Source organism: Glutamicibacter protophormiae (assembly GCF_016894325.1).
Taxonomy (GTDB): Bacteria; Actinomycetota; Actinomycetes; order Actinomycetales; family Micrococcaceae; genus Glutamicibacter; species Glutamicibacter protophormiae.
Genome location: NZ_CP069806.1, coordinates 2,444,318 through 2,469,126, shown reverse-complemented (window position 1 = coordinate 2,469,126; position 24,809 = coordinate 2,444,318). Strand labels below are relative to the sequence as shown.

Annotated in this window: 31 protein-coding genes and 1 riboswitch; of the genes, 22 read left to right on the top strand and 9 right to left on the bottom strand. The window is 65.0% G+C overall.

What is annotated here, in order from left to right; genetic code table 11:
* Nucleotides 1–160 precede the first annotated feature (160 nt).
* The 5 genes from JQN66_RS11460 to JQN66_RS11440 all read left to right on the top strand — a co-directional run bounded on the left by JQN66_RS11460 (nucleotide 161) and on the right by JQN66_RS11440 (nucleotide 3,624).
* The gene (locus JQN66_RS11460; RefSeq protein ID WP_204675089.1) at nucleotides 161–862 is read left to right on the top strand and encodes a VOC family protein; all 702 of its coding nucleotides are present in this window, start codon (nucleotides 161–163) and stop codon (nucleotides 860–862) included.
* A gap of 109 nt (nucleotides 863–971) precedes the next feature.
* A complete protein-coding gene (locus tag JQN66_RS11455) occupies nucleotides 972–1,703 on the top strand; it encodes a lysoplasmalogenase family protein (RefSeq protein WP_204675087.1) in 732 nt (243 codons plus the stop codon).
* 58 nt (nucleotides 1,704–1,761) lie between these two features.
* Entirely contained in the window at nucleotides 1,762–2,577 is an 816-nt protein-coding gene (locus JQN66_RS11450; protein WP_204675085.1) for an alpha/beta fold hydrolase, read from the top strand.
* 146 nt (nucleotides 2,578–2,723) lie between these two features.
* Nucleotides 2,724–3,188, top strand: coding sequence for a GNAT family N-acetyltransferase (locus JQN66_RS11445; RefSeq protein ID WP_204675083.1), 465 nt, complete (start codon nucleotides 2,724–2,726; stop codon nucleotides 3,186–3,188).
* A 4-nt stretch (nucleotides 3,189–3,192) separates the two neighbouring features.
* On the top strand, nucleotides 3,193–3,624 hold the full coding sequence (locus JQN66_RS11440; protein WP_188946566.1) for an OsmC family protein: 432 nt from the start codon (nucleotides 3,193–3,195) through the stop codon (nucleotides 3,622–3,624).
* A gap of 186 nt (nucleotides 3,625–3,810) precedes the next feature.
* On the opposite strand, the gene JQN66_RS11435 is transcribed toward JQN66_RS11440, so the two are convergent.
* Nucleotides 3,811–4,107: a Fe-S cluster assembly protein HesB gene (locus JQN66_RS11435; protein WP_188946567.1), complete on the bottom strand. Its 297-nt coding sequence runs from the start codon at nucleotides 4,105–4,107 to the stop codon at nucleotides 3,811–3,813.
* Between the two features lie 226 nt (nucleotides 4,108–4,333).
* Nucleotides 4,334–4,438, top strand: a riboswitch (TPP riboswitch).
* Here JQN66_RS11435 and thiO point away from each other — a divergent pair.
* The 7 genes from thiO (at nucleotide 4,426) to JQN66_RS11400 (ending at nucleotide 10,909) form a co-directional block, all read left to right on the top strand.
* Complete coding sequence (gene thiO, locus JQN66_RS11430) at nucleotides 4,426–5,598, top strand: glycine oxidase ThiO (RefSeq protein WP_239463994.1); 1,173 nt, start codon at nucleotides 4,426–4,428, stop codon at nucleotides 5,596–5,598. (Overlaps the previous riboswitch by 13 nt.)
* Complete coding sequence (gene thiS / locus JQN66_RS11425) at nucleotides 5,595–5,837, top strand: sulfur carrier protein ThiS (RefSeq protein ID WP_245353577.1); 243 nt, start codon at nucleotides 5,595–5,597, stop codon at nucleotides 5,835–5,837. Before thiO ends, thiS begins: the two co-directional genes overlap by 4 nt.
* Nucleotides 5,838–5,840: 3 nt before the next feature.
* A complete protein-coding gene (locus JQN66_RS11420; RefSeq protein WP_204675081.1) occupies nucleotides 5,841–6,683 on the top strand; it encodes a thiazole synthase in 843 nt (280 codons plus the stop codon).
* Nucleotides 6,680–7,849 (top strand): molybdopterin-synthase adenylyltransferase MoeB, encoded by a 1,170-nt coding sequence (gene moeB / locus JQN66_RS11415; RefSeq protein ID WP_204675079.1) that lies wholly within the window; start codon nucleotides 6,680–6,682, stop codon nucleotides 7,847–7,849. Before JQN66_RS11420 ends, moeB begins: the two co-directional genes overlap by 4 nt.
* A gap of 34 nt (nucleotides 7,850–7,883) precedes the next feature.
* Complete coding sequence (locus tag JQN66_RS11410; protein WP_204675077.1) at nucleotides 7,884–8,420, top strand: GNAT family N-acetyltransferase; 537 nt, start codon at nucleotides 7,884–7,886, stop codon at nucleotides 8,418–8,420.
* A 154-nt stretch (nucleotides 8,421–8,574) separates the two neighbouring features.
* Nucleotides 8,575–10,482: a translational GTPase TypA gene (gene typA / locus JQN66_RS11405; RefSeq protein WP_188946571.1), complete on the top strand. Its 1,908-nt coding sequence runs from the start codon at nucleotides 8,575–8,577 to the stop codon at nucleotides 10,480–10,482.
* A complete protein-coding gene (locus JQN66_RS11400) occupies nucleotides 10,463–10,909 on the top strand; it encodes a hypothetical protein (RefSeq protein ID WP_204675075.1) in 447 nt (148 codons plus the stop codon). The genes typA and JQN66_RS11400 overlap by 20 nt, the downstream gene beginning before the upstream one ends.
* 57 nt (nucleotides 10,910–10,966) lie before the next feature.
* Here the strand turns inward: JQN66_RS11400 and JQN66_RS11395 are convergent, their stop codons facing one another.
* Together JQN66_RS11395 and JQN66_RS11390 are read right to left on the bottom strand one after the other, a co-directional pair.
* Nucleotides 10,967–11,476 carry a helix-turn-helix domain-containing protein gene (locus JQN66_RS11395; RefSeq protein WP_204675073.1) on the bottom strand — a complete coding sequence of 170 codons (510 nt, stop codon included), beginning with the start codon at nucleotides 11,474–11,476 and terminating at the stop codon, nucleotides 10,967–10,969.
* Between the two features lie 195 nt (nucleotides 11,477–11,671).
* Entirely contained in the window at nucleotides 11,672–11,920 is a 249-nt protein-coding gene (locus JQN66_RS11390; protein WP_204675071.1) for a putative acetyltransferase, read from the bottom strand.
* Nucleotides 11,921–12,131: 211 nt separating this feature from the next.
* Here JQN66_RS11390 and fdxA point away from each other — a divergent pair, with 211 nt between their 5' ends.
* From fdxA to JQN66_RS11370, 4 genes are all read left to right on the top strand, one after another.
* Nucleotides 12,132–12,455 (top strand): ferredoxin, encoded by a 324-nt coding sequence (gene fdxA, locus JQN66_RS11385; RefSeq protein WP_047119573.1) that lies wholly within the window; start codon nucleotides 12,132–12,134, stop codon nucleotides 12,453–12,455.
* A gap of 10 nt (nucleotides 12,456–12,465) precedes the next feature.
* A complete protein-coding gene (gene dapC, locus JQN66_RS11380; RefSeq protein WP_204675069.1) occupies nucleotides 12,466–13,581 on the top strand; it encodes a succinyldiaminopimelate transaminase in 1,116 nt (371 codons plus the stop codon).
* A gap of 98 nt (nucleotides 13,582–13,679) precedes the next feature.
* Entirely contained in the window at nucleotides 13,680–14,960 is a 1,281-nt protein-coding gene (locus tag JQN66_RS11375) for a citrate synthase (RefSeq protein ID WP_204675067.1), read from the top strand.
* A 145-nt stretch (nucleotides 14,961–15,105) separates the two neighbouring features.
* Nucleotides 15,106–15,717, top strand: a complete 612-nt coding sequence (locus tag JQN66_RS11370) for a hypothetical protein (RefSeq protein WP_204675065.1) — start codon at nucleotides 15,106–15,108, stop codon at nucleotides 15,715–15,717.
* Between the two features lie 77 nt (nucleotides 15,718–15,794).
* On the opposite strand, the gene dapD is transcribed toward JQN66_RS11370, so the two are convergent.
* Nucleotides 15,795–16,751 carry a 2,3,4,5-tetrahydropyridine-2,6-dicarboxylate N-succinyltransferase gene (dapD, locus tag JQN66_RS11365; RefSeq protein ID WP_204675063.1) on the bottom strand — a complete coding sequence of 319 codons (957 nt, stop codon included), beginning with the start codon at nucleotides 16,749–16,751 and terminating at the stop codon, nucleotides 15,795–15,797.
* Between the two features lie 82 nt (nucleotides 16,752–16,833).
* Here dapD and dapE point away from each other — a divergent pair, with 82 nt between their 5' ends.
* On the top strand, nucleotides 16,834–17,910 hold the full coding sequence (dapE, locus tag JQN66_RS11360; protein ID WP_204675061.1) for a succinyl-diaminopimelate desuccinylase: 1,077 nt from the start codon (nucleotides 16,834–16,836) through the stop codon (nucleotides 17,908–17,910).
* Nucleotides 17,911–17,986: 76 nt separating this feature from the next.
* Here dapE and JQN66_RS11355 read toward each other — a convergent pair whose 3' ends face one another.
* The 4 genes from JQN66_RS11355 to JQN66_RS11340 all read right to left on the bottom strand — a co-directional run bounded on the left by JQN66_RS11355 (nucleotide 17,987) and on the right by JQN66_RS11340 (nucleotide 21,227).
* Nucleotides 17,987–18,814 carry an amino acid ABC transporter permease gene (locus JQN66_RS11355; protein ID WP_188946580.1) on the bottom strand — a complete coding sequence of 276 codons (828 nt, stop codon included), beginning with the start codon at nucleotides 18,812–18,814 and terminating at the stop codon, nucleotides 17,987–17,989.
* Nucleotides 18,811–19,491: an amino acid ABC transporter permease gene (locus JQN66_RS11350; RefSeq protein WP_188946581.1), complete on the bottom strand. Its 681-nt coding sequence runs from the start codon at nucleotides 19,489–19,491 to the stop codon at nucleotides 18,811–18,813. Before JQN66_RS11350 ends, JQN66_RS11355 begins: the two co-directional genes overlap by 4 nt.
* A 102-nt stretch (nucleotides 19,492–19,593) precedes the next feature.
* A complete protein-coding gene (locus JQN66_RS11345) occupies nucleotides 19,594–20,424 on the bottom strand; it encodes a glutamate ABC transporter substrate-binding protein (RefSeq protein WP_204675059.1) in 831 nt (276 codons plus the stop codon).
* 29 nt (nucleotides 20,425–20,453) lie between these two features.
* On the bottom strand, nucleotides 20,454–21,227 hold the full coding sequence (locus JQN66_RS11340; protein WP_338029206.1) for an amino acid ABC transporter ATP-binding protein: 774 nt from the start codon (nucleotides 21,225–21,227) through the stop codon (nucleotides 20,454–20,456).
* Nucleotides 21,228–21,410: 183 nt separating this feature from the next.
* Between JQN66_RS11340 and JQN66_RS11335 the strand changes: the two genes are divergently transcribed.
* The 3 genes from JQN66_RS11335 to JQN66_RS11325 all read left to right on the top strand — a co-directional run bounded on the left by JQN66_RS11335 (nucleotide 21,411) and on the right by JQN66_RS11325 (nucleotide 22,790).
* Nucleotides 21,411–22,145, top strand: coding sequence for an LOG family protein (locus JQN66_RS11335; protein ID WP_239463993.1), 735 nt, complete (start codon nucleotides 21,411–21,413; stop codon nucleotides 22,143–22,145).
* A gap of 3 nt (nucleotides 22,146–22,148) precedes the next feature.
* A complete protein-coding gene (locus tag JQN66_RS11330; protein WP_204675055.1) occupies nucleotides 22,149–22,499 on the top strand; it encodes a DivIVA domain-containing protein in 351 nt (116 codons plus the stop codon).
* A gap of 123 nt (nucleotides 22,500–22,622) precedes the next feature.
* The gene (locus JQN66_RS11325) at nucleotides 22,623–22,790 is read left to right on the top strand and encodes a DUF3117 domain-containing protein (RefSeq protein ID WP_188946585.1); all 168 of its coding nucleotides are present in this window, start codon (nucleotides 22,623–22,625) and stop codon (nucleotides 22,788–22,790) included.
* Between the two features lie 80 nt (nucleotides 22,791–22,870).
* Here the strand turns inward: JQN66_RS11325 and JQN66_RS11320 are convergent, their stop codons facing one another.
* Nucleotides 22,871–23,530 (bottom strand): O-methyltransferase, encoded by a 660-nt coding sequence (locus JQN66_RS11320; protein WP_204675053.1) that lies wholly within the window; start codon nucleotides 23,528–23,530, stop codon nucleotides 22,871–22,873.
* Between the two features lie 139 nt (nucleotides 23,531–23,669).
* On the opposite strand from JQN66_RS11320, the gene sigE reads away from it, so the two are divergent.
* Both sigE and JQN66_RS11310 read left to right on the top strand, forming a co-directional pair.
* Nucleotides 23,670–24,293 (top strand): RNA polymerase sigma factor SigE, encoded by a 624-nt coding sequence (gene sigE, locus JQN66_RS11315; RefSeq protein ID WP_204675051.1) that lies wholly within the window; start codon nucleotides 23,670–23,672, stop codon nucleotides 24,291–24,293.
* Between the two features lie 65 nt (nucleotides 24,294–24,358).
* Nucleotides 24,359–24,760 (top strand): sec-independent translocase, encoded by a 402-nt coding sequence (locus JQN66_RS11310; RefSeq protein WP_204675050.1) that lies wholly within the window; start codon nucleotides 24,359–24,361, stop codon nucleotides 24,758–24,760.
* The last annotated feature ends 49 nt before the right edge of the window (nucleotides 24,761–24,809 follow it).

Genomic DNA, 24,809 nt, shown 5'->3' with positions numbered 1-24,809 from the left:
ATTCATTTTCCATTGACTAAGTCCACATTCTTCCGGTTTTCCGGTCTGTGGCCCAAGCAACCAAGGGCGGCGCAGGCCTCCCGCAGCAGGACCCGCCGGCCGTCTGGAAACTTCCCGCGCGGGACGCCCGCAGCACACCCAAGGCCGGTAGGGTGTACCCATGTTTTTGGAGAACATCGTTTTCGATGCGGCCGAACCGCGGGCCGCCGGCCGGTACTGGCAGGACATGCTGGGCTGCGAGCAGCTCAGCGATAGCGCTGAGGGTTTCGAGACCCGCCTGGGAATTCCCGGCGGACCGGTGCTCGACCTGTGCTTCCCGCAGGTCGAGCCGGGCAGGCGTTCGCGGCAGCGGCTGGTCCCGGGCCTTGTCGCCGGTGCTGGAGCGGAGTCCGGCCCAGCGGCGGACGTCGACCTGCGACGCGACCCGGCGGGTCACCGGTTCACCGTGGCCAGCGGGTGCGCAGGGCAGGCGCCGGAGGGACCGCTGCGGCTGGCAGCGCTCCGGCTGGAATCAAGCGGGCCGCAGCGCGATGCGCACTTCTGGGCGGAGCTGTCGGGGTGGCGGATCGACCAGACTGGCGGACCGGCGGCGCTGCGCCATCCCAGCGGCCGGGGACCGCTTCTGGAATTCGTCCCGGAAGCCGAGGCCAAGCGCGAGACGGAGAAGAACCCCGTGCACCTTGATCTTCGGCTGGACGCCGACGATGATCCGCAGGCTGTCGCAGAGCGGATCGCCGCGGCCGGCGGCCGCGAACTGCACCCGGGATGGGGCCAGCTGCCATGGCGCATCTACCAAGACCCTTCGGGAAACGAGTTCTGCGTTCTCCCGGCAACGGGCACGGTCCATGGCGGCGGCCAATGAGGGGCCCTGAACGCGGCACGGACCGATGCCTTGCCCCGGTCGGCCGCACTGGCTAGGGTCGTCCCAAGGCCGGTGCCGCGCCGGGCCGGCAATGTCATGAAGGGGAACGATGGGCAGCGAAGGGGTTCGCCTGGAACGCGTCGGGGGCACGGACAGCAGGCCGCTGGCCCGGGTGTTCCTGGCGCTTCTGCTGGTGGTCAGCCTGGTCCACTTGGCGTCGCAGCTTGTCGCTCCGGGGAGGATGCTCGGCGAGGCGACGCAGGTTCTGCTGATGCCCATGCTCGGCGGATTCATCCTTGCGTCCACCGCTGCGCCGCGGAGCCGTACCGTCACGCTGGCGCTGGCCGCGGTGTTCTTCTCCTGGCTCGGAGATTCCCTGCCGCGGGTGATCGACGGCGATCCCGGGTTTTTGACGATGGTCGGCTGTTTCATGGTGGCGCAGGTTTTCTACATCCTGCTCCTGCGCCGGTGGTGGCGCGGCTCGGTGCTCCGCCGGCCCCTGGGGCTGGTCCCGTATCTGCTCGTGCTCGCTGCCCTGGTGGTGCTGTGCGGGCCCTCGGCCGGTGCGCTGCTGGTGCCGGTGGTCCTCTACGGCCTCGCATTGGTTTCGATGGCTGTGCTATCGACCGGAACCGGGTTGCGGGGCGGGCTGGGCGGAGCGGTGTTCTTATTCTCCGATGCGCTGATTGCACTGCGCTCGTTCACGGACATCCATATCCCGGCCCAGGACTTCTGGATCATGCTCACCTACATTCTTGGACAGTTTCTACTGGTGAGCGCTATTTTGGACAAGGACAACGCGGCGCCAACGGCCGCGAGGCCGCAAGCCGCCGGGCCGTGATCGGTGCGGGGCCCGTGCCGATCTGACGCCCGCGCCTCGAAGGAATGACCCACTGAGCATGAACCAGCACCACATCGACGGCGTGCAAAAAGTTGCCGGCCAGGGCATCCCCCTGGTGCTGATTCACGGGCACGGGGTGGACCACCGGATCCTCCTGGCGCTGGATGAAGTGCTGGCCGCCACCGGAATTTTCCAGCGCATCTATGTGGATCTTCCCGGAATGGGCCAAACCGCTGGCCTGAAGGGCGCCGGGGGACTTCCCGAAATCGCCGACTGGCTCGAAGCGCTGATCCGCAGGCAATGCGGACAACGTCCCTTCGCGATGGTCGGCAACTCGTTGGGCTCGCTGCTGGCACAGGAGATGGGGGACCGGTTCGGTGAGCAGGTAGCCGGCATCGCCATGCTGGCGCCGCTGGTCTTCCCGCTGCATGCCCAGCGGACCGTGCCGCCGCGGGAAATTCTGCACAGCGACCCGAGCCTGCTGGCAGGGCTTCCGCTGCAGGACGCGGATCATTACGAGAAGATGTCAGTGCTCCAGACCGTGGAGAACTGGCAACGCTTCAGCATCCATGTGCTGCCGGGGATCCGCTCGGTGAACCTGCGCTCGATGGTGAAGCTGTCCAAGCGCTATTTCCTCGATGAACTGCCTGTCGAGCGGGCCGGCACGCTGGACTGTCCGGTGCTGATGCTGTGCGGCCAGCAGGACCATGTCACCGGCTTCGCGGATCCCCGCAAGCTCGCTGCACGGTATCCCTCGGCAGAAATCACGGTCGTTCCATCGGCCGGGCACAACGTGCACCTTGACCAACCCGATATCGTTGCAGGGGAAATGACTCGCTGGAGCAGGGCGGTTCTGGCCTACTCCCGGAAGTGAGTTGTGACAGTCCACCACCCCCGTGCGCGGTTTCAGGGCGCAGATGAGTGGCTACTTGTTACCAATCCGTGCTTCTCGGTGGCATCTCACAAGGAGAAAATTACAAGACAACATGCGGTGTATTCCGCGGCTGGAGAGGAGTTGCAATGACTGAGATGCTCGTTCTTCGCAATTGGACCAGCGTGGAGGAAGTTCCCGAACTCCTGGACGTCTGGCGCAACTCGGCGGAGGGAGGCCGCGACTTCCTCTCGGCGGCAGACGTGGATGCCGTCGCCAACGCGCTCGAAGCGGTGTATTCGCAGCGGGTCTCGGTGCGGATCGCCCAGCTGGGCAAGGACATCGTCGGCTTTGCCGCGTGGAGCGAAACGCGGATCGAACTGCTGTGGGTGCGCCACCACGACCGGCACCAGGGGGTGGGCAGCGCGCTGCTTAAGGACATCCTGACGTTGTGCCCTGCCACCACCATCCAGATCAACGGCCAGAATGCGAATACCCTCACGTTCTTCCTTGACCATGGCTTCGAGATTGAGAAGGCGGCGGAGCAGGCCGATCCGCTGGCCCGGATCCGGCTTCGCCATGTCCACATTTCCGCGTCGGACGTGTCACGATAGATCCATGAGCGAAAACACCCGTGATCTGCGTGAAGTCAAAGTCGAGCGAGTCGAGTCCAAGAAGTACCGGGCAACCAGCGGCGAAACCGGTGCCAGCCTGGAATTCGGCCAGGGCGAAGGGCTGCTGACCCCGGTGGAGCTGCTGCTGGCGGCCATCGCCGGGTGCTCGGCCATCGACGTCGACGTGGCCACCACGCGCCGCAGCGAGCCGGAGAAGTTCGAGGTGGCCGCCAGCGGCTACAAGCTGAGCGAGGAGGGCGCCGGACGCATGGAGGACATCAAGATGTCCTTCGACCTGAAGTTCCCGGACACCGACGAGGGCCGCAAGGCCGCCGGCATGGTCGAGCGCATCGTGAAGCTCTCCCACGACAAGTACTGCACGGTCTCGCGCACCGTCGAGCTGGGGGCCAAGGTCACCAGCGAGATCGCTGACTAGCGAACCTCCCGCCGCGGCGGGAAACCGGCCAGGCGCCGGAGCATAAGAACATAGTCAACACGCCACTGCCCGGTGCAGCGGCTCGTGGTACGGATCCGGGTGGACCGAACCGGACGAGCGCCGCCCGGGCAGTGGCGCGTTCGCGGCCGGGCCGCCGGAGCTCGTGCCCCGGGGCGCGGCGGAAGCCTAACGCTGGGCCAGGACCTGGAAGGTGATGGTGCCTTCGGCATCCACGTTGGCGTCGAGCACCTTGTCGTCCAGGGCGTCGGTGACCAGCTCGTCGAGGAAGACGGGGCTGCCCTCGCCCTGGATCACCTGGTCCGCCGGCTGCGGGCCGTCAACCACGCGCACGGCAAAACGCGCGGTGGGCTGGCCCTCGGCCGCGTCGGCGGGCTGGATGCGAAGCCCCGCCTCGTTCTCCTCCGTCTGGTTGGTGACCAGCGAGGTCACGATCGCATCGGCCTGATCGGTCAGTGTCAGCACTGTGTTCTCCTTCCGGTTGCGGTGCCGCCCGGTTCCGGGCGCCTTCACGCCACACTTCCGCACCCTTCGGGCCCGGGGCAAACAAACTGATGGATCTTTGAGGATTTACCCACCCGGCGCCGTGGAAAGCCCCGTGCATTGCGCGGATCAGGGACCATCGCGCGCGAAGATGACGCGCAAGGACGCGCCGGGCTGGCTTTTGCGCCGCGGGTCGTGCCTATAATCGCTTCAACTCCGCGGGAGCCTGAACCGACCAGGCTGAGAGGGCACCGAGCCGACCGCCACACCTGATGCGGGTCATGCCGCCGTAGGAAGGAAGTGCCGTCGTTGCACGTCGCCATCATCGGGGCCGGAATCATCGGCCTGTCCACCGCCTTCGAACTGCTCTCGCGCGGTAGCGAGGTCACCGTCATCGACCCGGATCCCGGGCAGGGCGCCAGCCGCGCCGCCGCCGGGATGCTCGCCCCGGCCGCCGAAACCACCTGGGGCCAGGGAATCCTGCACGAACTGCTCGGCGCCTCCAACCAGCGCTACCCGCAGTTCGTGGAACGCATCGAACAGGCCACCAGCCTGCGCCCGGACTACCTGCGGAACGCGACCCTCGTGGTGGCCTCCGAACCGGCCGACCGCGATGCCCTGCACGAGCTGGTGCAGCTGCAGACCAATCTGGGATTCGGCGCCGAAGTGCTGCTGCCCAGCGCCGCCCGCCGGCTGGAACCGGCGCTGGCCAGCAACATCGCCGGCGCCGTGCGCTGCGCCGGCGACCACCAGATCGACCCGCGCTCGGTGGTTCGGATCCTGGCCGGGCACCTGGACGCGCACCTGGTCCGCGAACCCGCCGTCGAGCTGCTGCAGCGCGCCGGGGCCACCCGCGCGGTGCGCACCGGCAGCGGCCGGATCATCGAGGCGGACCAGGTGGTGCTCGCCGCGGGCCTGGGCGCCGTTGCCGGGGCGCCGCGGCTGCCGCTGCGCCCGGTGTACGGGGACATCTTCCGGCTGCAGGGCCCCTCCGGACCGCCGCTGCTGCAGCACACCGTGCGCGGGATCGTGCACCGCGACCCGGTGTACCTGGTGCCGCGCGCCGACGGTTCGCTGGTGCTGGGCGCCAGCAGCCGCGAGGACGGCAACGAGGCGGTCAACATCGGGCAGATGCACCGGCTGCTGGACAACGCCCGCCGGCTGGTTCCCGGGATCGTGGACTGCTCGCTGAACGAGGTCATCGCCCGCGCCAGGCCCGGCACCCCCGACGACCGGCCGCTGGTCGGGCGGCTGGACGACGGGCTGGTGCTTTCCACCGGCTACTCCCGCCACGGGGTGCTGCTCACCCCGTTCGGGTCCGCGCTGGCCGCCGACCTGGTCCAGGGGCTGCCGCCGAACGCGGAACACGCCCGGGCCGTGGACCCCGCCCGTTTCACCGACCCCGCACGTTTCACCGACCCACGCCGTGCCGGCGGCCACGCCGCACCGACCCGAATGGAGATGCACCGATGACCATCGACATCACGCTGAATTCAACCCCCGCCACCATCGCGGACGGCTCCACGCTGCGCGAGCTGATCGCCGCGCATCTGGGCCGCGAACTGGACGAGCGCGGCCAGGCCGCGGACGGCGCCAAGCTGGGGCTGGCCGCCGCCGTGAACGGCGCCGTGGTCCCGCGCAGCGCCTGGTCGACACGCGAACTGGCCGCCGGGAACACCGTCGAACTCGTCACCGCCGCCCAGGGAGGCTGAACCATGGACCACGCCACCGCAACCAACGCCGCCGCGGGCCTCACCGAGCTCAGCGCCGCCAACGACGCCTTCGAAGTGGCCGGGCGCAGCTTCGGCTCCCGGCTGATCCTGGGCACCGGCGGGGCCACCTCGCTGAGCACCCTGGAGCAGGCGCTCGTCGTCTCCGGCACGGAGCTGACCACGGTCTCCATCCGGCACTACTCCTCCGGCGGCTCGGCCAGCGTGTACGAGCTGCTGCAGCGCCACGGCATCGCCGCGCTGCCGAACACCGCGGGCTGCTTCACCGCCCGCGACGCGATCCTCACCGCCCACCTGGCCCGCGAGGCGCTGGAAACCAACTGGGTGAAGCTGGAGGTCATCGCCGACGAGCACACCCTGCTGCCGGACCCGCTGGAGCTGTTCGCCGCCGCGGAGCAGCTGGTGGCCGACGGCTTCGAGGTCTTCGCCTACACCAACGACGACCCGGCGCTGGCCTCCCGGCTGCAGGACGCCGGGGTGGCGGCGGTCATGCCGGCCGGCGCGCCCATCGGCTCCGGGCTGGGCATCCTGAACCCGCACAACATCGCCGCCATCGTCTCCCGCGCCACCGTCCCGGTGATCCTGGACGCGGGCGTGGGCACCGCCTCGGACGCGGCCAAGGCCATGGAGCTGGGCTGCGACGCGGTGCTCCTGGCCAGCGCCGTGACCCGCGCCCACAACGCCCCGCTGATGGCCGCCGCGATGCGCGACGCCGTGCGCGCCGGACGGGCCGCACGGCTGGCCGGGCGCATCCCGGTGCGCGACACCGCGCTGGCCTCCTCCCCGGGCGAGGGCATGATGCAGGCGCTGATCGGCGACTTCTCGTGAGCCGGCGCGCACCGCTGGTTGCACCGCGCACCGCGCTGGACCCGGCGCAGCTGGCGCGCTACTCCCGGCACCTGACCCTGCCCGGCATCGGCGAGGAAGGCCAGCGCCGCATCGCCGCCGCGCGCGTGCTGGTCATCGGCGCCGGGGGACTGGGCAGCCCGATCAGCAACTACCTGATCGCCGCCGGCGTGGGCACGCTGGCGGTCATGGACGACGACACGGTGGAGCTGTCCAACCTGCAGCGCCAGATCATGCACCGCCAACAGGATGTCGGGGCGCGCAAGGTCGACTCGGTGCCCCGGCTGGCGGCCCAGCTGAACGACCAGGTCGCCGTCGTGCCGCTGGCCGAACGGCTGACCGCGCACAATGCCGAACAGCTCTTCGCCGCCTACGACCTGGTGATCGACGGCAGCGACAACTTCGCCACCCGCTACCTGTCCAACGACGCCGCCGAGCTGACCGGAACCCCGCTGGTGTGGGGCACGCTGTTCCAGTTCTCCGGCCAGGTCTCGGTGTTCGACCCGCGCACCGGGCCGATGCTGCGCGACCTGTTCCCGGAGATCCCGGATGCCGACTCGGTGCCCAGCTGCGCGGAAGGCGGCGTGTTCGGCGCCCTGTGCGGGGTGGTAGGCTCGATCATGGCCGTGGAGGCGCTGAAGCTGATCACCGGGGCGGGCGAAACCCTCTCCGGCAAGCTCTGGCTCTACGACGCGCTGACCGCCGGGGTGCGCACCCTGGCCTTCGAGCGCGACCCGCAGCGCGCACCGGTGCGGGAGCTGGGGGACTACGCGCAGGAATCCTGCGCCGCCGCCCCGGCCGTCGCGCAGCTGGACCCGGCCGCGCTGGAAGACCTGCGCCGGGAGGCGGCGCAGCGTGTGCTGGTCGTCGACGTGCGCGAAGACTGGGAACGCCAGATCGCCGCGATCACCGGCAGCGTGCACGTGCCGCTGGAGCAGATCCTCTCCCTGGGCTGGGAGGCGATCGACGCGAAGGACGCCACCCACGTGGTGCTGGCCTGCAAGAGCGGGGCCCGGTCGCTGCGCGCCGCCCAGGCCCTGGGCCCGCAGCCGGACGGGGCGCCGCCGACGGAAGCGCAGGTGCTGAATCTGGCCGGCGGCACCGTGGACTGGTACAGGCAGGTGCGCGGGGAGGCCCTGGCCTACTGACCTGCGGCCCGCGGCCACGAGGGATACTGGAGCCATGGACGAATTGGGCGAACTGTTGTTTCGCGAACTCACCGACGCCGACGAGCAGCAGGCCGTCGACGCGCACCAGACGCTGCTGGCGGAGGACTTCGAATTCCTTCCTGCCTGGACGGACGGGGAAAACTGGGCCGACTACGTCTACCGGATGAACGCCGGACGGCACGGGGAGCACATCCCCGAGGGGTGGGTCCGCTCGGCCCTGTTCATCGCGGTGGACCGGGACGGCTGGCTGCTGGGGCGGGTGTCGGTACGCTACGAACTGAATGCCTCGCTGCAGCACCTGGGCGGCCATATCGGCTACGGCGTGCTGCCCGAGGCCCGTCGGCAGGGAGTCGCCGCGGCGCTGTGCCGTTTCGGGTTGGACGAGCTGCGCGCCGCAGGGATCGACCGGGCGCTGGTCACCTGCGCTGCCGGCAATTCCGGATCCCGCGCCACCATCCTGGGCTGCGGGGCAGTTCCCGACGCGACGCACCCGGAAGTCGTGGACGGGGATGGAACCACCCAGCTGCGTTTCTGGGTGGCGACCGCCTGAATTTGCCGGTTCATCCGGATGTTGCGTGCTTATTTCTGTATGTTTTGACACAGATCCCCGGTTGGCTTGCCTTGAGAGCGTAGAATAAATAGCTGGGTCGACCTTGGCCCCGACTCCATTGACCCTTAACTCGAGCAGAAGTGAGCCTTCACGCATGTCAGATAACATCACGAGCCGCGAAGAACTGCGCAACGTAGCAATCGTTGCGCACGTTGACCACGGCAAGACCACCATGGTCAACGCAATGCTTCAGCAGACCGGCGCTTTCGACAGCCACGGTGAAACCGAAGACCGCGTGATGGACTCGGGCGAGCTGGAACGCGAGAAGGGCATCACCATCCTCGCCAAGAACACCACCGTGTTCTACAGCGGCCCGGCCGCCCAGGGCAAGCAGATGACCATGAACATCATCGACACCCCCGGCCACGCCGACTTCGGCGGAGAGGTCGAGCGCGGCCTGTCCATGGTCGACGGCGTGGTGCTGCTGGTGGATGCCTCCGAGGGCCCGCTGCCGCAGACCCGCTTCGTGCTGCGCAAGGCGCTGGCCGCGAACCTGCCGGTGATCATCGTGGTCAACAAGACCGACCGCCCGGATGCCCGCATCGACGGCGTCATCTCCGACTCCATGGACCTGCTGCTGGGCCTGGCCTCCGACCTGGCCGACGAAGCACCGGATCTGGATCTGGACGCCATCTTGAACGTCCCCGTCGTCTTCGCCTCGGGCAAGGCCGGCTACGCCTCGATGAACCAGCCAGCCGATGGCTCGCTGCCGGACAACGAGGACCTCGAGCCGCTGTTCGAGACCATCATCAAGCACGTCCCCGCCCCGACCTACACCGAGGGCGAAGTCCTGCAGGCCCACGTGACCAACCTGGACGCGTCGCCGTTCCTCGGCCGCCTGGCACTGCTGCGCATCTTCAACGGCACCCTGCGCAAGGGCCAGCAGGTTGCCTGGGCCCGCCAGGACGGCACCCAGAAGCAGGTCAAGATCACCGAGCTGCTGGCCACCAAGGGCCTGACCCGCGTTCCAGCCGAAGAAGCCGGCCCGGGCGAGATCGTCGCCGTCGCCGGCATCGAGGACATCATGATCGGCGAGACCCTCACCGACCTGGAAAACCCGAAGCCGCTGCCGCTGATCACCGTTGACCCGCCGGCAATCTCCATGACCATCGGCATCAACACCTCGCCGCTAGCCGGCAAGGTCAAGGGCGCCAAGGTCACCGCGCGCCAGGTCAAGGACCGCCTGGACAAGGAACTGATCGGCAACGTTTCGCTGAACATCCTCCCAACCGAGCGACCGGACGCCTGGGAAGTCCAGGGCCGTGGCGAACTCGCCCTGGCCATCCTGGTGGAGCAGATGCGCCGCGAAGGCTTCGAGCTGACCGTGGGCAAGCCGCAGGTTGTCACCAAGATGATCGACGGCAAGGTCCACGAACCGATGGAGCACATGACCATCGACGTGCCTGAGGAGTACCTGGGCGCCATCACCCAGCTCATGGCTTCGCGCAAGGGCCGCATGACCAACATGGCCAACCACGGCACCGGCTGGGTCCGCATGGAATTCATGGTTCCGGCCCGCGGCCTGATCGGCTTCCGCACCCGCTTCATGACCGAAACCCGCGGTTCGGGCATCGCCGCCTCGCTGGCCGAAGGCTACGAGCCATGGGCCGGCCCGATCGAGTACCGCATCAATGGCTCGATCATCGCCGACCGTGCCGGCGTGGTGACTCCGTTCGCCATGATCAACCTGCAGGAGCGCATGAGCTTCTTCGTGAAGCCGACCGAAGAGGTCTACGAGGGCATGATCGTTGGTGAGAACTCGCGCGCCGATGACATGGACGTGAACATCACCAAGGAAAAGAAGCTCACCAACATGCGTGCCGCTTCCTCGGACACCTTCGAGAACCTGACCCCGCCGCAGACCCTGACCCTGGAGGAATCGCTCGAATTCGCCCGCGAAGACGAGTGCGTCGAGGTGACCCCCGAGGCCATCCGCATCCGCAAGGTGCTGCTGAACGCGAACGATCGCGCCAAGGCAACCCGTGCCCGCGCCCGCGTCTAATAAACGCCCTGCCAGCGGCGGCAACCTCGGCGCCCTGTGGCGCGCGGTGGTTGCCGCCCTCGCGGCCGGCCTGTTCGGCACCGGCATCCACGCGTCGCTGTTCTACGCGGGCGACACTCCGATCATCTGGGGTGTCGCCGTGGCCTGGCTGCTGCTGGGGCTCCTGGTCTATTGGGCCACGGTGGCCTCCGGCAAGCTATGGTCCGGCGCTGTGGCCTTCATCGGCTGCTACGTGACCGTGGGCGTGATCTCCTACGTCGGCAACGACCAGCTGTTGCTCAGCGCGGGATACTTCAAGTTCCTGCCGGGCCCGACGCTCGCGTCGCTGCTGTGGATGTACGGCATGGTCATCCCGGCGGTCATCGCCCTGATGAGCGCGCTGCGGGTGCTGCGCAAGACCAACCGCACAGCCGACCGCACGGCATAAAAAATGGTGTTCCTCCTTCGGGGGGAACACCTTTTTTCTTTGGGCGGCAATGCCTGCCTAGTCTTCTGAGCGGCCGTTGCCCGTCAGGTCGAGGTGGTGGGCAAGGAACAGCGAGGTCGGCACGCCGTCTTCTTCCGGCTCGCGCATCGCGTAGTCCTCGATGACCGCGCGCAGCCGGGCCATCATTTCCTTCTGGGAGTCTTCGCCGAGCTTCAGCCCCACACGGACAACCTGCATCTCCTGGGGCGAGAGCCCATTGATTTCCTGCAGAAACGTGTCCACCAGCAAAGGTGCGGCATCCGGGATCCGGGTGCCCCAGGACAGCTTGGTGCTGCGGTAGGGGACTTCCTTGGCCCCGCGGTTGCCTTTGCGCGGCTCTTCGGCTTCCAGGAAGCCGTTGCTGACCAGCGTGCGCACATGGTGCAGCGAGGTTGCGGGGTTCAGTTCGAGGATGTCCGCGATTTCCTTGTTGGTCCGCGACTCATGCAGGCACAAGCGCAGGATTCGCAGCCTCAGCGGGGAGCTGAGGGCACGGGCACGGGCCTGGACAAGTTCATCGGTTGGCATGATGCCAGCATACGCGAAAATCGTTCAGTGATTGGCAGTTTCAAATCACATGTCGCGCATCGTGTGCTGCCGGCGCGCCGCGCCGCGACGGCGGTGGTTATTCGTCGCCCCGCCGTCTGGAAAGGGGGCCGCTCAGCCGTGCAGCATGCGCCTTGCCGCTGCGCGGGGCGCCCGCGGCAGCACTGAGAGTAGGAATCAGGCCTCCGGATTCCGGGGTGCGCGGCCGCGGCGAACGGGGGCCGGCGGGACGCGTTTGGCATGGGTAATGGCGGACCGCTGCACCGTCACCGGCCCGGTGCGGGTCTGCAGCACGACCGCGGAATCAGTGACCTGCTGCACGGTGCCCAAGACGTCGGTCAGGGACTGTCCGGCGCCGGTCTGGGCATCGAGCCGGTAGCGCAGCACAATACGGTCTTCGGTGGTCAACTCGGCGAAATTCAGCATTTTGAGGTCACTGTCCGTAAAAATAATTCATCTACCGCGATGCTAGCCGAAATGTGAATCGTCGGTTACGTCACAGGTGAACGAGGGGGTCTTGGTTGTCTTGGCAACAGGACTAGACTGTAGTTTGAGCTTGTCTGGGAATCAATCAGCAGTTTGTGATCCTGCAGGCTCATGTTGAAACCACTTTGCGCAAGGAAAGGTCGCAGCTCCCGTGACTTACATCATCGCTCAGCCGTGCGTCGACGTTAAAGACAAGGCGTGCGTCGAAGAATGCCCGGTTGATTGCATTTACGAAGGCGACCGTTCGCTTTACATCCACCCGGACGAGTGCGTCGACTGCGGTGCTTGCGAACCGGTGTGCCCGGTGGAAGCCATCTACTACGAAGACGACGTGCCGGACGAGTGGGCCGACTATTACAAGGCCAATGTCGAATTTTTCGACGAGCTTGGCTCGCCGGGCGGCGCCGCTAAGATTGGAAATACGGGCACCGACCACCCGCTGATCGGCGCACTGCCACCACAGAACCAAGGCTAGGTTTTTCTTCATGCTTCAGCTCCCCGATTACCCCTGGAACCAGCTCGCACCGTACCGCGAACTGGCGGCACAACACCCAGGCGGGGTCGTGGACCTGTCCATCGGTACGCCGATCGACGACACTCCGCAGAACATCCAGGACGCGCTGGCCGCCGCCTCGAATTCCCACGGCTATCCGACGACCCACGGAACCGCCGAGGTCCGCCAGGCCATCGTCGACTGGTTCGCCCGTCGCCGCAATGTGACTGGGCTCGGTGTGGACGACGTCATGCCGACCGTGGGTTCCAAGGAAATGGTGGCCTGGCTGCCGTTGTTCCTCGGCCTCGGCGCCGGTGACATCGTGGTGCGCCCGCAGATCGCCTACCCGACCTATGACATCGGAGCTCAGCTGGTGGGCGCCACGCCTATCGCGGCTGACGAACTGTCGCAGCTCACCGATGAGCAGCGAGCCAAGGTCAAGCTCATTTGGGTGAACTCCCCGGGCAACCCGACCGGCAAGGTCCGGGACGTGCAGTCCCTGGCGGAAATCGTCCGGCAGGCCCGCGAGCTGGGCGCCGTGGTCGCCTCGGACGAGTGCTACGCCGAACTGGGGTGGGGCGAGGTCAGGGACCAGGTGCCGAGCATCCTGGACCCGCGCGTTAACGGCGGCAACCTCGACGATTTATTCGCCCTGTATTCGCTGTCCAAGCAGTCGAATCTCGCCGGCTACCGCGCTGCCTTCATCGCCGGTGCGCCGAACCTCATGCCTGCGCTGGTCAATGGCCGCAAGCATGCCGGGATGATCGTCCCGGGACCGATCCAGCACGCCATGGTCGTGGCCCTGAACGATGAAGAGCATGTCAGGGTGCAATACGACGTCTATCGGGCGCGCCGCGAAGCACTGGCCCCGGCACTGCGGAACTTCGGGCTGCAGATCGAGGATTCGGTGGCAGGTTTGTACCTGTGGTGCACCGAGGGACGCCCGAGCTTCGAGACCATTAATCGCCTTGCAGAGCTGGGAATTGTCGCCGGCCCCGGGGTTTTCTACGGCACGGCCGGCGAGAAGCACGTGCGCGTTGCCTTGACGGCCAGCGACGAGAGGATCGCCGCAGCCGTTGAGCGCTTGAATTCTTCCGTCAACCGCTGAAGATGACACTCTGATTAGCGCTATGGGGACATATCACGGTATGTTCTAGGATGACGACTGACCTTTCGGAACTACACGCTTTCCGGTTAGGAGATGCAATGACAGACACGACGTCTGCACAGCTACAATTCAACGGATCCAACCTCGAACTGCCGGTTATCCCGGCATCCGAGGGAAACAACGGATTCAACGTAGCACCACTTTTGAAGACCACTGGTAACGTCACTTACGATCCTGGCTTCATGAACACCGCGGCTACCAAGTCGGCAATTACTTACATCGACGGCGATGCCGGCATTCTGCGCTACCGCGGATACCCGATCGAGCAGCTGGCCGAGCACTCAAGCTTCACCGAGGTCTCCTACCTGCTGATCAATGGCGAACTGCCGACCCCTGAGCAGCTGGCCAAGTTCGACGGCAGCCTGCGCCGCCACACCTTGCTGCACGAGGAGCTCAAGGGCTTCTTCGGCGGCTTCCCGCGCGATGCACACCCGATGCCGGTGCTGTCCTCCGCCGTTTCGGCTCTGTCGACCTGGTACCAGGACTCGCTGGATCCGTCGGACAACGAGCAGGTTGAGCGTTCGACCCTGCGCCTGCTGGCCAAGCTGCCGGTGCTGGCGGCTTACGCCCACAAGAAGTCCATCGGACAGGCACTGCTGTACCCGGACAACTCGATGAACATGGTCGAGAACTTCCTGCGCCTGTGCTTCGGCACCGCCGCCGAGCCCTACGAGCTGGATCCGGAAATGGTCAAGGCACTTGACCTGCTGCTGATCCTGCACGCAGACCACGAGCAGAACTGCTCGACCTCCACCGTTCGCCTGGTCGGCTCCTCGGACGCCAACCTGTTCGCTTCGGTCTCCGCAGGCATCCACGCCCTGTCCGGCCCTGCCCACGGCGGCGCCAACGAGGCAGTGCTGCGCATGCTGCGCGACATCAAGGCCCAGGGCATCGCTCCTGAGACCTTCATGGAGAAGGTCAAGAACAAGGAAGACGGCGTCCGCCTGATGGGCTTCGGCCACCGCGTATACAAGAACTACGATCCGCGCGCCAAGATCATCAAGAAGACCGCTCACGACCTGCTGGCCAAGCAGGGCAACAACGAGCTGCTGGACATCGCGATGAGCCTTGAAGAGAAGGCGTTGAACGACGACTACTTCATCTCGCGCAAGCTCTACCCGAACGTGGACTTCTACACGGGTCTGATCTACACCGCGATGGGCTTCCCTGAGAAGATGTTCACCGTGCTGTTCGCCATCGGCCGCCTGCCGGGCTGGATTGCCCAGTGGCGCGAAATGATCAGCGATCCAGAAACCAAGATCGGGCGCCCGCGCCAGCTGTACATGGGCGAGACCGCCCGCAACTACCCGGGTGTCTAAGATCGCCAGGTAGCTTGTACCCAGCCGTTGGGCCGGGACTCCGCAGATTGCGGAGTCCCGGCCCAACGCTGTTTTAACCCCGAGTTCAGGCGTATTGTGGGGTGAAGGGGATGCTTTCAACACGTCGGCATGTCAGGTGGTTTGGATGTATTTTCGTCGCGGAAACAATTGGTCGCTGACCATATATACGGATCCCCATCTGCTGATGGCGCTGTATCTGCGGGAGCTGGCAGGCGTGAATCCCGCGGAAGTCGGCCCGAATTGCCGGCTCGAACCGGATGTCAAGGAACGTACCGGCCCGCATTCAGTGCACGGGCAGATCAAGCAGGAATGGGGTTCGTGGTGGGACTCGCTGACCACCCATGACACGGCGCCGGAAGTTGCGGTCCCGGTTCCCGCAAACCTTTTGGAGTGGCTTGAGGACAACGGATATCCCGAATTGGCCCGGCTGGCTCGGCCGCATTACGGACAGGCAACGCTTTTCGCCCACCAGCATACCGAGGACTTCGAACGGAGAAGCCGGGATTACATCCCGGACCGCATGGACGAGATTGAGCAGCTGCTGATCGAACGCGGAATAGAGCACGCGGCGGATGCGGTGGAAAAACAGATCAGCGTGATCGAGGTGCCATTGAAGGAACCGCGGGCCTGGCTGACCGGCGGATCCACGATCCTGGCAAGTTCGGTGCTCCTGCGCGACTCCAAGGCCTTCCGGGGGTTCATCCAGCCCATGCTCACCATTATCTTTCCGATCTAGCGGAGTGCGCTGCAGGGGAAAAGAGGCCGGAGAACCCATAGGGGTTCTCCGGCCTCGACATTTGGTGCCGCTTCGGCCTAGTTGGCGTGCAGCGCGTCGTTCAGTTCCACCGTCTGGCCTGCGCGCGGCAATGCCTCGACGGCGCCGGAAATCGAGTTGCGGCGGAAGAGCAGGTTCGGCACACCGGACAGTTCCAAGGCCTTGACGGTCTTTTCGCCCAGTGCGACACGGGTGCCTGCGGTGACGTACAAGCCGGCTTCCACCACCGAGTCGTCGCCGATCGAAATGCCCACGCCCGCGTTGGCGCCCAGCAGGACCCGTTCGCCGATCACGATGCGTTCCTTGCCTCCGCCGGAGAGGGTGCCCATGATCGAAGCGCCGCCGCCCACGTCCGAGCCGTCGCCGACCACCACTGACGCGGAAATGCGGCCCTCGACCATGGAAGCGCCCAGGGTGCCGGCGTTGAAGTTCACGAAGCCCTCGTGCATCACGGTGGTGCCGGCGGCCAGATGGGCGCCGAGGCGGACGCGGTCAGCGTCGGCGATGCGCACCCCGGAAGGCATGACGTAGTCGACCATGCGCGGGAACTTGTCCACGCCGTAGACATCGACGTTGCCGCGGCTGCGCAGCTTCAGCCGGGTCATCTCGAAGTTCTCGACCTGGCACGGGCCGAAGTTGGTCCACACGACGTTGGCCAGATGGCCGAAGATGCCGTCCAGGTTGATGGTGTTCGGCTGTACCAGACGGTGCGAAAGCAGGTGCAGGCGCAGCCACACATCGGCAGTGTCCGCCGGGGCGACGTCCAGGTTGATGGTCAAGGACACGACTTCCTGGGTGGTGCCGCGGGCGGAGTCGTCGGCCGCGGCGGCGGCCAGTTCGCCGGCCAGCTGTTCTGCTGCTGCGAGTTCACCGAGCGTAGGTGCCGGGTACCACACGTCCAGGACGGTGCCGTCGGCGGCAATGGTGGCAAGGCCGTGGCCGGATGCCAATCGTACGGAAGATTCGCTGGATGAGGTCACAGGTTCTGAAGTCATACACTGATCGTAACGCTGATGCTAAAGGTAACGTTGTTAGATGACAAGCTAGTGAAGCGATGATTGTAGGACCATGAATACCATGAACGACCTAGACCTGCGGCAGGACGTCGCAGTGCTGACCGAAGAGCTCATGAACATCAATTCGGTCTCCGGCAACGAGCAAGAACTGGCCGACAAGGTGCACGCTGCCCTGCTGGAACTCGACCACCTCCAGGTGCATCGCGACGGGGACTCAATCGTCGCCCGCACCGCCCTGGGCCGCGACCGCCGGGTCGTGCTGGCCGGGCACCTGGACACCGTGCCCTTGCCCCGCACCGCGGGCGCCAAGGGCACCGTGCCCGGCCAGGTCATCGACGGGGTGCTCTACGGTCGCGGCGCCACCGACATGAAGGGCGGAGTCGCCGTGCAGCTCGCTCTGGCCGCCGAGCTCACCGATCCGAAGCACGATGTCACCTACATCTTCTACGACCACGAGGAAGTCGCCGCATCCAAGTCCGGTCTGGGACGGTTGGCCCGCAACAGCCCTGAGCTGCTGGCCGCCGACTTCGCGATCCTGCTCGAACCCACCAACGGCACCGTGGAGGGCGGCTGCAACGGCACCAGCCGCTTCGTGATCCGCACCCACGGCACCGCCGCGCATTCGGCCCGCGCCTGGATGGGCCACAACGCGATCCACGACGCCTCCGAAGTGCTGCGCCGCTTGGCCGAGTACCAGCCGCAGACCATTAACGTGGAAGGCCTGGAATTCCGCGAAGGCATGAATGCGGTGCGCATCACCGGGGGAGTGGCAGGCAATGTCATCCCTGATTACTGCGAGGTCGAGGTGAACTACCGCTTCGCCCCGGACAAGACCCTGGAGCAGGCCGAAGCCGTGGTGCTCGAGCTGTTCGAGGGCTTCGACATCGAACGCACCGACGGTTCCAACGGAGCCCGCCCGGGGCTTGACCAGGAGATCGCCGCCGAGCTGATTTCGATCCTGGGACAGGAGCCCAAGCCGAAGTACGGATGGACCGATGTGGCCCGCTTCTCGGCGCTCGGCATCCCGGCCGTGAACTTCGGCCCCGGCGATGCACTGCTGGCGCACTCGGATGACGAGCACGTCCCGCAGCAGGCGATCCGCGACTGCCTGGCTTCGCTGCGCTCCTGGCTCAGCTAGTCCCTGCACGGCGCCAAAAGACCTCGGGTCCCGTTCCATGGTGGAACGGGACCCGAGGTCTTTTGGTTGCTGCCTGCTAGATCTGGCCGCGCGAGCTGAGCCGCGAGGAGACCACCGAGGCGAGCTTGGACAGGGCGAAGTTCAGGATGATGAAGATCGCCGCAACGATGACCAGCGACTGGAACATGTTCGAGTTGCCGGTACCCACCAGCTTGCCGTTGAACAGCAGCTCGTTGAAGTTGATGATGTAGCCCAGTGCGGAGTCCTTCAGGATCACGATGAACTGGCTGATCAAGGCCGGCAGCATCGCGGTCAACGCCTGCGGGATCTCGATCAGCCGCAGGCTCTGGCCGCGGGTCAGGCCGATGGCGATGCCGGCCTCGCGCTGGCCGCGGGGCAGGCCGTGCACACCCGAGCGGATCAGCTCGGCGATGACCGAGCCGTTGTACAGGGTCAGGCCGATGACCACCGCGTAGAACGGCGAATCCTGCGGTTGCACCCAGCCGGAGCGGGCGAGCATGATCCACAGGAACAGCATCATGAGCAGCACCGGAACCGCACGGAAGAACTCGACGATGATCGTGCTGACCCAGTCGATCACCTTGTTATGGGACAGGCGCCCCATGCCGAAGATGAAGCCGAAGAGCAACGAGGTCACGATGGAGATCGCGGCCGCCTGCAGGGTCTTGAGCAGACCCGGCAGGATGAAGTTGCTCCAGACGCCGCCCTTGAGGAAGACATTCCACTTCTCCGGTGCCAGCTGGCCTGCGGAGTTCAGGCCAATGGCCAAGTAAGCGAGCAGGCCCAGGAGGGCGAGCACACCGAGGATGTTGAGCAGCAGGATGCGGCGCTTGGCCTTGGGCCCCGGGGCGTCGAAGAGGACTGACTGCTTTGGCGCGCTCATCGTGCCACCGCCAGCTTCTTGGACAGCCAGGTGACCAGCATGCCGATCGGCACCACGATGACCACGAACATGAGGGCGACGGTCAGGAAGATCAGCACTCCCAGATCGGCCCGGTACTCGATCATGGTCTTCATGAGGCCCGAGATCTCGGCTACGGAGCCGGCCAAGGCCACCGTGGTGTTCTTGATCAGCGCGATAAGCACGTTGCCCATGGGGACGATGGCCCCGCGGAATGCCTGCGGGAGGATGACCAGCCGCGCTGCCGGCAGGAAGCCCAAGCCGATGGCTCGGGCGGCTTCGGCCTGGCCCAGCGGGACGGTGTTCACTCCGGAGCGGATAGCTTCGCAGAAGAACGCAGCGTGGTAGATGGTCAGGCCGATGATGGCGATCTGGAAGAAGTTGAAATTGAAATCACTGGACAGCTGGAGCTGGAAAACGCCGAACAGAACCAGGACGCCGAAGGTCATGATGATGGTCAGCGGGGTATTTCGGAAGATGTTTACGTAGGCGGTGCCGAATGCTCTCAGGCTGGGGATTGGCGAAATTCGCATGATCGCGAGAATCGTGCCCAGGATTGCGCAGGCTATAAACGCCCAGAAGGTGAGCTGCAGGTTGGTCCAGAAGGACTCCATGATGCGCGCACCGTATTCATCCCAAAGACTTAAATAGCCTTGCACGGCTTGTTCTCCTTGGTAGATGGATGAGCTGGTAACTGGCGGTGCCGCACGCGAACGTCTAGGTCCAGGTGCAGCACCGCCAGTCGTGGAACGAGCTAGGTGCTAGCTGCAGGCTTCGAACTTGGTCGGAGGATTCAGCGCCGATGGCTTGTAGCCGGTGCCTTCGGTGTTCTTATCCAGGGCCTTCTGCCATTCACCGGAATCGATCATCTTCTTGATTGCGGTGTTGATCTTTTCGCACTTGTCGTTGGTCTTGTTCAGACCCACGCCGTACGGTTCTTCGGAGAATGGCTTGCCGACAACCTTGAACTTGCCCTTGTTGGCAGAGGTCGCGGCCAAGCCGGCGAGGATGATGTCATCGGTGGTGATGGCGTCGATGCTGCCGGTCTCCAGCAGGCCAAGGCAGTCGGCGTAGCCCTGCTGTTCAACCAAGCTCACCCCGGGTACGTCCTTCTTGACGTTTTCGGCCGAGGTCGAGCCGGTGACCGAGCACAGCTTCTTGCCGTCCAGGGATTCCTTGCCGGTGATCGAGCTGTCGTCGGCGCGGACCAGCAGGTCCTGTCCGGCGATGAAGTACGGGCCGGCGAACCCGACGCGTTCCTTGCGCTTGTCGTTGATGGTGTAGGTCGCGAAGATCATGTCGACCTGGTTGGTCTCCAGCAGGGTTTCGCGGTTGGCCGACGGAGCCGAGACGAATTCGATCTTGTCCTCGGTGTAGCCCAGTTCGTTGGCCACGTACTTGGCGACATCGACGTCGAAGCCGGTGTAGGTGCTGCCGTCCTGGAAGCCGAGGCCCGGCTGGTCGAACTTGATGCCGATGCGAACCTTGTCGCCTTCTCCGTCGCCGGCGTTGTCAGAGCCGCCGCAGGCGGTCAGGGTCAGAGCCGCGACAGCCGCCATTGCAGCAATTGCGCCAAAACGATTTTTCCGCATTGTTCCTCCTGGTGAGTGGGTGATGAGAGCTAGTGATTCGTGATGAGCTTGCCGAGGAAATCCTTGGCCCGCGCACTCTTGGGATTGGTGAAGAATTCTTCCGGGGTGGCCTGCTCGACGATCTGCCCGTCGGCCATGAAAATCACGCGGTCCGCGGCCTTGCGGGCGAAGCCCATCTCGTGGGTCACCACGAGCATGGTCATTCCTTCGCGGGCCAGCGAGATCATGGTGTCCAGGACCTCGTTGATCATTTCCGGGTCCAGCGCACTGGTCGGTTCGTCGAACAGCATCACCTTGGGCCGCATGGCCAAGGCGCGCGCGATGGCTACACGCTGCTGCTGGCCGCCGGAGAGCTGCGCGGGCAGCTTGGCTGCCTGGTTGGCGACGCCGACGCGCTCGAGCAGCTGCATGGCCAGCTTGTCCGCTTCGGACTTCTTCATGCCCTTGACCTTGATGGGTCCGAGGGTCACGTTCTCAAGAATGGTCTTGTGCGCGAAGAGGTTGAAGGACTGGAACACCATGCCGACATCGGCCCGGAGTCGGGCCAGCGCCTTGCCTTCTTCGGGGAGTTTCTTCCCGTCGATGGCGATGGTGCCGTCATCGATCGTCTCCAGACGATTGATGGCGCGGCACAGGGTCGACTTGCCGGAGCCCGAGGGACCCAGGATCACAACGACCTCGCCCTTGACGACATCCAAATTGATGTCATTCAAGACGTGCAGTGCACCGTAGTGCTTGTTGACCCCAGCCAGACGGACAATGGGGCCATCAGAAGAAGCTTGAGCCTGATGATCGCTTTTCATGATCTTGACATTACTCGATGTGACGCGCGCTACGCGACTCTTCGGTCAGGTCACACCAAGTTGTTATCAAACTGTTCTTAAATACCGTCCCCAAGGTTGACGCGGAGCGCGGCGTGCAGCGGATAGAGTGAAGGCATGGTCCATAAGCGTAAGAGTGAAGAAAGTGCTCGTGCTGGAGGACGGATGCATGTCGAGGCGAGCTGGCCCGGAAAGAAGTCCGAGGAGCAGCTTGACCGCTACCTGCTTGAGAGCCCGCAGCCGGATGTAACGCATACAGATGTTTGGCGTGTGCTGCGCATCCAGTCCGAGTTCGTCAGCGGTTTCGGCACCCTGTCCAGCACCGGCCCCGCAGTGGCGGTGTTCGGTTCGGCGCGCACCGATCCAGACAGCCCGTACTACAAACAGGCCTACCGTGTTGGGGAACTGCTGGCCAAGGCCGGCGTCACCACCATTACCGGCGGCGGACCCGGAACCATGGAAGCCGCGAATATGGGCTCTGCCCACGCTGAAGGCATTTCGGTCGGACTGGGAATCGAGCTTCCATTCGAGACCGGGCTGAACGCCTGGGTCAACAAGGGCATCAACTTCCGTTACTTCTTCGTGCGCAAAACCATGTTCGTCAAGTACTCGCAGGGCTTCATCGTCCTGCCCGGAGGATTCGGCACCCTGGACGAATTGTTCGAGGCGCTCACGCTGGTCCAGACCCAGAAAATCACCAGTTTCCCGATTGTCCTTCTGGGCACGGAGTACTGGGGCGGGCTGGTGCAGTGGCTGAAGGACACGGTGGCCAAGGAGCGCTGCATTTCGGAAAGCGACCTTGATTTGTTCACCGTGACCGATGACCCGGACGAGGCGGTGCAAATCGTGTTGAACGCACGGCGCTCCGCCTCCGGCCGGGCGCCGACGGGCAGGAGCTAGCTGATGCCGTTTGCCTTGGTTTTCCTTGCGCTGCTCGTTGTCGGCGGGACCGCGTTGCTGCTGTCCGGGCGCCGCCGCGCGGCCGATGCGGGGCGGCATTTCGAGACGGTTCCCGAGCCCATCGTCGGTTTGGCGGAGCCTCTTGCCTCGTTGCCTCCGGTGCTGCTCCCGGAGCATCCGCGAGCCGGCGACATTGACAAAGTGCGTTTCTCGCTGGGTTTTCGCGGCTACCGCTGCGACCAGGTCGACGACACCCTGGATGTCCTCGCGGCGGAAATCACCCGGCTAGAAAATGTGATTCGTGACTTCGAGTCTCGGCGTGTGATTAGCGACACGGCAGAAAATTCGCAATAATAAGAGATAAGTGGCCCCTAATCAGCGATGGATTACACCTGAGGATGGGCCAGGTATGCGGTTGCGCGGGCGGCGAAGGAACTCGCCGCGCCGTACCAGCCACGGACGAAGGGAATTGCTTACATGGCTGCGATGAAGCCACGCACCGGTGACGGTCCGATGGAAGTCACCAAGGAGGGGCGAAGCCTGATCCTGCGGTTGCCTATCGACGGCGGCGGACGCCTCGTTGTCGAGCTGAATAAGGATGAAGCAACCGAGCTGCGCAACTGCCTGGTTGAAGTCACCGAATAGCTAGGCCGCCGGCTCGCGGGCCGGCCGCAACAAGTAAGGACCGACATCATGTCGGTCCTTTTTGTGGTTGCGGAAGTTTCCTAGCGCATCCGTGTCGCCGGGAGCACCGAGGCGACGAACAGCCCCTGCTCGCTGGGCATCAGGTGGGTCTGCATCTTCGGATCCTCGCGCAGCAGGCGCAGCGCATCGCGGGTGGCCACCGTGGACGTGCGGCGCACCGCCGGCTTGGACAGGCGGTGCTCGTCGAAGGCGTTGTTGATGATGATGACCCCGCGCGGGCCGACCAGGCGTTTGGCCTCGGCCACGTATTCCAGCAGCAGTTCCGCGCCGGCATCAATCAGCACCAGGTCATAGGCGTGGTCCGCCAGACGGGAGAGCACGTTCTCGGCCCGTTCGTTGATGATGCGGGCGTGGGCCGAAGGCACCCCCGCCTCGCGCAGCGACTGGCGCATCGCATTGGCGTGCTCAAGGTTGGACTCGATCGCAGTCAGGGTGCTCTCCGGTCCGAGGACCTCGAGCATCGCCAGCGACGCCACACCGACACCGGGGCCGATTTCAACGAGGTTGCGCGGCTGGCGCAGGGAACAGATCACCTGCAGCATCGAGCGACCGGCAGGATCGATGCAGCGCACCCCCAGATCGGCAGAGCGCTCGCGAACCTGCGCCACGTGGTCCTTCTCGTGGACCTGGGTCTGGGCATAGCTCCAGCTCGCAAGAAGTTCTGGATTCATGGAAGGCATGGGAGACAAGTCCTAGGGATCGAGCGAATCGGGACATCACCAATGTTACCCACACAACCGACACCGCTTCGGTGAACTTGATACCCTCCGCGCAGGCGATTCTTAGCTGTAGCTCAGCTTCGGCGCACATACTTTAAGTGTGAATGATGCACAAAATGACTCAACAGCCACCCTGGCAGTCCCCGAGACTGTGGTTCCGTCGTGGGATCAGATGGTTCACGAGCATGGTGAGCGCGTCTTCCGGCTGGCCTACCGGCTCACCGGAAACCGCCAGGATGCCGAGGACCTTTCGCAGGAGGCATTCGTCCGTGCGTTCAAGGCCCTGGACAAGTACACCCCGGGCACCATGGGCGGCTGGCTTCACCGCATTACCACCAACCTGTTCCTCGACCAGGCGCGCCGGAAGAGCAAGATTCGCTTTGACCGGTTTGCCGAAGGCTCCGAGGACCGGCTTCCAGGAGAGGTGATCTCCCCGGAGCGCTACTTTGAATTCCACAATCTCGATGTGGATGTTCAAGCGGCGCTGAAGGCCTTGAGCCCGGAATTCAGGGCAGCAATCGTCCTGTGTGACATGGAAGGGTTCTCGTACGAAGAGGTATCCCAGGTCCTAGACGTGAAACTGGGAACCGTGCGTTCGCGCATCCACCGTGGACGAGCAATGCTGCGTGATGCCCTGGCGCACCGCAACCCGTCCAACAAGCAGGCAAAGACCATGTCGCTGCCGTTGATCCCGCTGGGCCGCCGCACCGCGGTCCAGGGATAGGGCGCAAGCTGGCCGCAACGCCGGTGGCTTAGTTAGTTCGAGTCGGACAGGGTAATCTTGGTGTTGTGGATTTTCTAGGTATCAATGGCGGCGAGTTCATTATTCTTGCCATTATCGCGGTCGTCGTGCTCGGCCCCGAGAAGCTTCCTGATTATGCCAAAAAACTGGCAAACCTCGTCAAGGAAATTCGCCGCATGGCCAACGGGGCCAAGGAGCAGCTGCGCGAAGAGGTTGGCGACGAGGTCGCCGACATGGATTGGCGCAAGCTGGATCCGCGCCAATACGACCCGCGGCGCATCATTAAGGAAGCGCTTATCGACGAATTCGACGACGCGGTCAATGTGGCCAAGGGCAAGCCGTCCTCGGCCGCGGCGGCTCCGGTTCACACCTCCGTGGCCACCCACACCGCCACCCAGGCTCCGCTGGGCCTGAACGAGAGCGCCCCGTTCGACGACGAAGCCACCTAGGCCGCAAAGCCACCTAAGACAGCAGAAGATCCCCGGCCCGCAGTTCCAG

Coding starts and splice junctions, on each gene's coding strand:
- JQN66_RS11460 (WP_204675089.1), top strand. CDS start 161: ATGTTTTTGGAGAACATCGTTTTCGATGCGGCCGAACCGCGGGCCGCC.
- JQN66_RS11455 (WP_204675087.1), top strand. CDS start 972: ATGGGCAGCGAAGGGGTTCGCCTGGAACGCGTCGGGGGCACGGACAGC.
- JQN66_RS11450 (WP_204675085.1), top strand. CDS start 1,762: ATGAACCAGCACCACATCGACGGCGTGCAAAAAGTTGCCGGCCAGGGC.
- JQN66_RS11445 (WP_204675083.1), top strand. CDS start 2,724: ATGACTGAGATGCTCGTTCTTCGCAATTGGACCAGCGTGGAGGAAGTT.
- JQN66_RS11440 (WP_188946566.1), top strand. CDS start 3,193: ATGAGCGAAAACACCCGTGATCTGCGTGAAGTCAAAGTCGAGCGAGTC.
- thiS (WP_245353577.1), top strand. CDS start 5,595: ATGACCATCGACATCACGCTGAATTCAACCCCCGCCACCATCGCGGAC.
- JQN66_RS11420 (WP_204675081.1), top strand. CDS start 5,841: ATGGACCACGCCACCGCAACCAACGCCGCCGCGGGCCTCACCGAGCTC.
- JQN66_RS11410 (WP_204675077.1), top strand. CDS start 7,884: ATGGACGAATTGGGCGAACTGTTGTTTCGCGAACTCACCGACGCCGAC.
- typA (WP_188946571.1), top strand. CDS start 8,575: ATGTCAGATAACATCACGAGCCGCGAAGAACTGCGCAACGTAGCAATC.
- JQN66_RS11395 (WP_204675073.1), bottom strand. CDS start 11,476: ATGCCAACCGATGAACTTGTCCAGGCCCGTGCCCGTGCCCTCAGCTCC.
- JQN66_RS11390 (WP_204675071.1), bottom strand. CDS start 11,920: ATGCTGAATTTCGCCGAGTTGACCACCGAAGACCGTATTGTGCTGCGC.
- dapC (WP_204675069.1), top strand. CDS start 12,466: ATGCTTCAGCTCCCCGATTACCCCTGGAACCAGCTCGCACCGTACCGC.
- JQN66_RS11375 (WP_204675067.1), top strand. CDS start 13,680: ATGACAGACACGACGTCTGCACAGCTACAATTCAACGGATCCAACCTC.
- JQN66_RS11370 (WP_204675065.1), top strand. CDS start 15,106: ATGTATTTTCGTCGCGGAAACAATTGGTCGCTGACCATATATACGGAT.
- dapD (WP_204675063.1), bottom strand. CDS start 16,751: ATGACTTCAGAACCTGTGACCTCATCCAGCGAATCTTCCGTACGATTG.
- dapE (WP_204675061.1), top strand. CDS start 16,834: ATGAACGACCTAGACCTGCGGCAGGACGTCGCAGTGCTGACCGAAGAG.
- JQN66_RS11355 (WP_188946580.1), bottom strand. CDS start 18,814: ATGAGCGCGCCAAAGCAGTCAGTCCTCTTCGACGCCCCGGGGCCCAAG.
- JQN66_RS11345 (WP_204675059.1), bottom strand. CDS start 20,424: ATGCGGAAAAATCGTTTTGGCGCAATTGCTGCAATGGCGGCTGTCGCG.
- JQN66_RS11340 (WP_338029206.1), bottom strand. CDS start 21,227: ATGAAAAGCGATCATCAGGCTCAAGCTTCTTCTGATGGCCCCATTGTC.
- JQN66_RS11335 (WP_239463993.1), top strand. CDS start 21,411: ATGCATGTCGAGGCGAGCTGGCCCGGAAAGAAGTCCGAGGAGCAGCTT.
- JQN66_RS11330 (WP_204675055.1), top strand. CDS start 22,149: ATGCCGTTTGCCTTGGTTTTCCTTGCGCTGCTCGTTGTCGGCGGGACC.
- JQN66_RS11325 (WP_188946585.1), top strand. CDS start 22,623: ATGGCTGCGATGAAGCCACGCACCGGTGACGGTCCGATGGAAGTCACC.
- JQN66_RS11320 (WP_204675053.1), bottom strand. CDS start 23,530: ATGCCTTCCATGAATCCAGAACTTCTTGCGAGCTGGAGCTATGCCCAG.